Annotated in this window: 5 protein-coding genes; all 5 read left to right on the top strand. The window is 71.3% G+C overall.

The features are described from left to right. Positions 1–223 precede the first annotated feature (223 nt). Complete coding sequence (locus tag ACFXB5_RS52325) at positions 224–829, top strand: hypothetical protein (RefSeq protein ID WP_385222859.1); 606 nt, start codon at positions 224–226, stop codon at positions 827–829. Continuing rightward, entirely contained in the window at positions 826–1980 is a 1155-nt protein-coding gene (locus tag ACFXB5_RS52320) for a peptidoglycan-binding protein (protein ID WP_201848750.1), read from the top strand. The genes ACFXB5_RS52325 and ACFXB5_RS52320 overlap by 4 nt, the downstream gene beginning before the upstream one ends. After that, complete coding sequence (locus ACFXB5_RS52315) at positions 1977–2741, top strand: ABC transporter ATP-binding protein (RefSeq protein ID WP_385222855.1); 765 nt, start codon at positions 1977–1979, stop codon at positions 2739–2741. Before ACFXB5_RS52320 ends, ACFXB5_RS52315 begins: the two co-directional genes overlap by 4 nt. Then, complete coding sequence (locus ACFXB5_RS52310) at positions 2738–3940, top strand: ABC transporter permease (RefSeq protein ID WP_201848746.1); 1203 nt, start codon at positions 2738–2740, stop codon at positions 3938–3940. Before ACFXB5_RS52315 ends, ACFXB5_RS52310 begins: the two co-directional genes overlap by 4 nt. A 213-nt stretch (positions 3941–4153) precedes the next feature. Continuing rightward, a partial coding sequence (locus ACFXB5_RS52305) for a cation:proton antiporter (protein ID WP_385222852.1) occupies positions 4154–5485 on the top strand: 1332 nt, incomplete at its 3' end.

Here is a 5485-nt window from a genome sequence, read left to right as displayed (position 1 = left end):
GCCCCGTCGGGGCCCCCCCCCCGCCCCGCGCGCCCCCACACCCGCCCCCGGCCCCCGCGGCGATTCCGCATGCCGGTAGACCGGGGCTTCCGCATGCCCGGCGCGCCGGGACCTGCGTATATCCGACCGCACCCCACCCCCGCCCCCCACTGAAACCTCAGCGAAACCGCCCCCTCGCTAAAACAGGAGGTACAGGAAATCCCGAAGGAATGGGGACAGTGGCATGGTGGTTATCACGGAGCGGCCGTCGGATGGCAGTGCCGCACCCAAGAAGAGGCTGCGGCGCACCACCGCGCTGGCGGCGCTGCTGACCGGGGTCGCCCTGCTCGCCACTGCCTGTGGCGACAACAACGAACCCGATAAGAGCGTGGCCAGCGTGGGCTCCGGGAAGAACTCGCAGTCCAAGAAGCCCGAGGCCGGTACACAAGGGGACGGGCTGAAATTCGCGGAGTGCATGCGGAAGAACGGCCTGCCCGATTTCAAGGACCCCAAGCCCGGTGAGGGCATGGGTGCCGGAATCGACCCGCAGTCCCCGGAGTTCCAGAAGGCGGAGAAAGCCTGCAAGCAGTACATGCCGGCACCGCCCCCGCAGGAGGGTGGCGGCGGTCCGGGCGATGTGTGGCCGACCGAGGACAAGCTCAAGTACGCCAAGTGCATGCGCAAGAACGGTGTGCCCAGCTTCCCCGACCCGGACGAGAGCGGTGGCTTCAAGCTGGAGGTCGACCCGACCACTCCGCAGTTCAAGAAGGCGGAGGACGCCTGTAAGCAGTACCAGCCCGAGTCCCTGCGCAACATGGAGCCCAACAAGCCCGGTGGGGGCTCGGCGTGAGTGCGACCCAGACCCCGACCGAGGACGAGGAAGCGAGTCCCCCGGAGCGGCAGAGCGCGCCACCACCGGCGCGGCGCAAGCGGCGCGGACTGACCGCGATCGTCGTCGTGGCGATCGTGGTCGCGGCGGGCGCGGGCGTCGTCGTGGCCGATCCGTTCAAGAAGTCCGAGAAGGACTCGTCGGCCAGGGCCAGCGCCCCCACCGGGGTGGCGAAGGTCACCCAGGGGTCGTTGTCGGCCCGCACCCTGGAGAACGGGACGCTCGGCTACGCGGGTTCGTACGACGTCGTCAACAACGCCAAGGGCACCATCACCAGGCTCCCCGCCGTGGGCGATGTGATCAGCCAGGGCAAGGTGCTCTACCGCGTGAGTGGCAAGCCGGTGGTGATGCTCCAGGGCGCCGCCGAGCCGGTGTACCGCGATCTGGCCTACGGCGCCGAGGGTGCCGATGTGCGGCAGCTCAACGCCGCGCTCGTCAGCCTCAAGTACGCCACCAAGGCGCAGATCGACCCCGACTCGGACTACTTCAGCATGCAGACGTACTACGCCCTCAAGGAGCTCCAGGAGGACGTCGGACTGAAGGAGACGGGTGAACTGTCGCTCGGGCAGGCCGTGTTCCTGCCCGCCGAGGAGGTCCGGGTCATCAAGTCCGGGGCCGTACGCGGTGGCCCGGCCGGGCAGGGGCAGAACGTGCTGCAGGTCTCCTCGACCAAGCGGCAGGTCACCGTGGAGCTCAACGCCAGCCAGCAGACCGGGGTGGCGGTCGGTGACAAGGTGACCATCACCCTCCCCAACGGCAAGTCGACCGACGGCGAGGTGTCTTCGGTGGGGAAGGTGGCGAAGCAGGCCGACGACAAGACCACCATCGAGGTGCAGATCAGGCCGAAGGACCCGAAGGCCACCGGAGGGCTCGACCAGGCGCCCGTCCAGGTGGCCATCGTCTCCGACACGGTGAAGGACGTGCTGTCGGTGCCGGTGAACGCGTTGCTGGCGCTCGCCGGAGGCGGTTACGCCGTCGAGGTCGTCGACGCGGGTGGCAAGCACAAGCTGATCCCGGTGCGCACCGGGATCTTCGACGACAGCGAGGGCAAGGTGGAGGTCAGTGGCGCCGGGCTCGAGGTCGGCCAGAAGATCGCGGTGCCCGCGTCATGACCGGCGTGGAGACCGAGACGCGGCCGGTCGACGTGCGGACCACCGGCGAGGCGGTGCTGCAGCTGGAGGACGTGACCAAGGTCTATCCGGGCGCCTCCCCGGTCGTGGCGCTGGACGGGGCCGGATTCACCATCCACCGGGGCGATTTGGTGGCCATCGTGGGCCCCTCCGGCTCCGGCAAGTCGACCCTGCTGCAGGTGATGGGCACCCTGGACCGGCCGACCTCCGGCACGGTACGGGTCGTGGGGGAGGACGTGGCCGCGATGTCCGACCGGGCGCTGGCCGGGCTGCGCGCCACCCGGATCGGCTTTGTCTTCCAGCAGTTCTTCCTGGCCGAACACGCCACGGCGCTGGAGAATGTGGCGGACGGGATGCTGTACTCGGGCGTCCGGCGCCCGGCCCGGCTGTCGGCGGCCGCCGTGGCCCTGGACCGGGTCGGTCTCAGCCACCGGATCCACCACCGGCCGTCGCAGCTGTCGGGTGGTGAGCGGCAGCGGGTCGCGATCGCCCGTGCCCTGGCCGGTGACCCGGCGATCGTGCTGGCCGACGAGCCCACCGGCAACCTCGACAGCGTCGCGGGTGCCGCGATCTTCAAGCTGTTCAAGGAGCTCAACGCCGAGGGCACCACCATCGTCATGATCACCCATGATCGGGAGCTGGCCGCCCGGCTGCCACGCCGGATCGAGGTGCTCGACGGTCACATCGTCGCGGACGTCATGTCGGCGGAGGACCCGCTGGACATCGAGAGGCGGCTGCCATGACCTCCACGGCCACCGCCCCCGGCCGGCTCCACCCGGCCGACCTGGGCCGGACCGCCAGCGTGGGCCTGCGCACCCGCCGGATGCGGGCCGCCCTGTCGGCGCTGGGCATCGCCATCGGTGTGGCCGCGATGGTGGCGGTGCTCGGGCTGTCGTCGTCCTCGCAGGCCGGGCTGCTCGCCGAGATCGACAAGCTGGGCACCAATCTGCTGAAGGTCACTCCGGGCCAGTCGCTGGGCGGCGGGGACGCCAAACTCCCCGTCGAGGCACCGGGCATGATCTCCCGGATCGGCCCGGTCGAGGCGGTGCAGAGCACCGGCAAGACCGACGCCGAGGCGTACCGCAGCCCGCACATCCCGACCCTCAACACCAACTCCCTCTCGGTGAACGCCGCCAGCCTGCGCCTCCCGGCCGCGGTGCGCACCTCGATGGCCCAGGGCCGATACCTCAACGCCGCCACCGCGCGGCAGCCGGTGGCCGTCCTCGGGTGGGACGCCGCCAGCCGGCTGGGCATCTCCCGGGTCCACCCGGGCATGCGCATCTGGGTCGGCGGTCAGTGGTTCTACGTGTCCGGGGTGCTCAAGCCCGCGAAGCTGACACCGGAGATCGACTCGGCGGTGCTGGTGGGCTACGAGTCCGCGAAGAAGTACCTGGACTTCGACGGCCACCCCTCCACGGTGTACGTACGGTCGGACACCGACCAGGTCAAGGAGGTCCGCAACGTCCTGGCCGCCACGGCCAACCCGCAGAACCCCAGCGAGGTCAGTGTCACCCAGCCCTCGGCCGCGCTCGAGGCCCGGGCCGCCGCGCGGTCGGCGCTGGACGGGCTGTTCCTCGGGCTGGGGGCGGTGGCCCTGCTCGTCGGGGGCATCGGCGTCGCCAACACCATGGTGATCTCCGTGCTCGAACGCCGCTCGGAGATCGGCCTGCGGCGGGCGCTCGGCGCCACCCGTGGCACCATCCGGCTGCAGTTCCTCTCCGAGGCCATCCTGCTCGCCATGCTCGGTGGCGCGGTCGGGGTGGTGCTGGGCACGCTGGCGACGTTCGTCTACGCGGGCGTCAAGGGCTGGGAGACCGTCGTCCCCGTGCTCGCCTGGGCGGGTGGACTCGGCGCGGCCGTGGCCATCGGCGCCATCGCAGGGCTGCTGCCCGCCCTGCGGGCGGCCCGGATGCCACCCACGGAGGCGCTGCGAACGGTCTGAACCGAGCCGCCCGGCACCGTGGTGAATCCCCCGTCCCGGTGCCGGGCTTCGGGCTGCCCGATACGGGGGAGCGGCGGACACGTACGCCCGTGGCCGCCGTGGTGGCATGTGGTCGGCGTTGACCCCCACGTCCAAACGTCCAAGTGCGCATTTCTGTATGGGAGTTGGCTCCCCGAGACTGGGCGGAACCGGTGCCGGGGGAGGGCCATGGCCATGAGTGGCAGTGTGCTGCAAGAGACCATCCGTGATGTGCTGATCGGCCTCGCCGTGGTCGTGCCCGCGGCCGTCGTCTGCGGGCGGATCGCCCAGCGGCTGCGGCAGCCGGCGGTGCTGGGGGAAATCGCCGCGGGCCTGATGCTGGGCCCCAGTCTGCTGGGGCTGCTCCCCGGGAATCCGACCGCGGTCCTGTTCCCGGACCAGGCCCGCCCCTTCCTCCAGCTGCTGGCCCAACTGGGCCTCGTGCTCTTCATGTTCGGGGTGGGATACCACCTCGACGTGGCGCAACTGCGCGGCCGGGGCCGTCAGGTGGTGTCGGTCTCGCTCAGCTCCGTGGCCCTGCCGTTCGCCCTGGGCACGGGCCTGGCCGTCGCCTTCGCGTCCTGGGGCCTCACCGAACAGGGGCGGACGGGGCTGCTCGGCCCGGCGCTGTTCCTGGGCGCGGCCATGTCCATCACGGCCTTCCCGGTGCTCGCCCGCATCCTGACCGACCACGGTCTGGCCCGGGAGCGCATCGGCACCATGGCGCTCGCCTGCGCCGCCCTCCAGGACCTGCTGGCGTGGGGCATTCTCGCCGTCGTGGTCGTCGTGGTGAACGCCGACGGCTCCTGGCCACTCGCCCGGATGGCCCTGCTGTCCGCCCTCTTCGTCCTCGGCACGCGGTACGTGGTCAAGCCCGCGCTGCACTGGCTGCTGGCGCCCGAACGGCCCTGGAACGGGGACAGCACAGTGCTCCAAGGCGTGGTCTTCAGCGGTCTGCTGCTGTCGGCCTGGGCCACCGACGCGATGGGACTGCACACCGTGTTCGGCGCCTTCGTCTTCGGTGCCGTCGTACCGCGCCGCCGGCTCGAGGCCCACGCTCCGGAGGTGCCCGCGCGCATCGAGCAGTCGAGTCTGCTGCTGCTCCCGGTCTTCTTCACCGTCACCGGGCTGTCCGTCAACTTCCAGGGACTCGGCGGCCAGGGCCTGGCCATGCTGCTCGCCGTGCTCGTCGCGGCCTGCGCGGGCAAGTTCATCGGCGCCGCGGCCGCCGCCCGGCTCACCGGGGCCACTCCACGGCAGGCCATCACCCTCGGTGTGCTGATGAACGCACGTGGACTGACCGAACTCGTCCTGCTCAACGTGGGTCTGGGCCTCGGTGTCATCGACGGCCGCGTCTTCACCGTGATGGTGGCCATGGCCGTGGTCACCACGATGATGACCGGCCCGCTGCTGCAGCGCCTGTTGCCGGCGCCCCCGTCGCGCCCCCCCCAACCCGGGGGGGCACACCGGGGGGCCCGGGGGGCGGCGGGATCTAGGGGCGGTGAGCCGGCCCCGGCCCCCGCACCG

The organism is Streptomyces sp. NPDC059455 (assembly GCF_042750115.1).
Classification (GTDB): domain Bacteria; phylum Actinomycetota; class Actinomycetes; order Streptomycetales; family Streptomycetaceae; genus Streptomyces; species Streptomyces endocoffeicus.
This window is presented reverse-complemented; position numbering and strand designations above follow the sequence as displayed.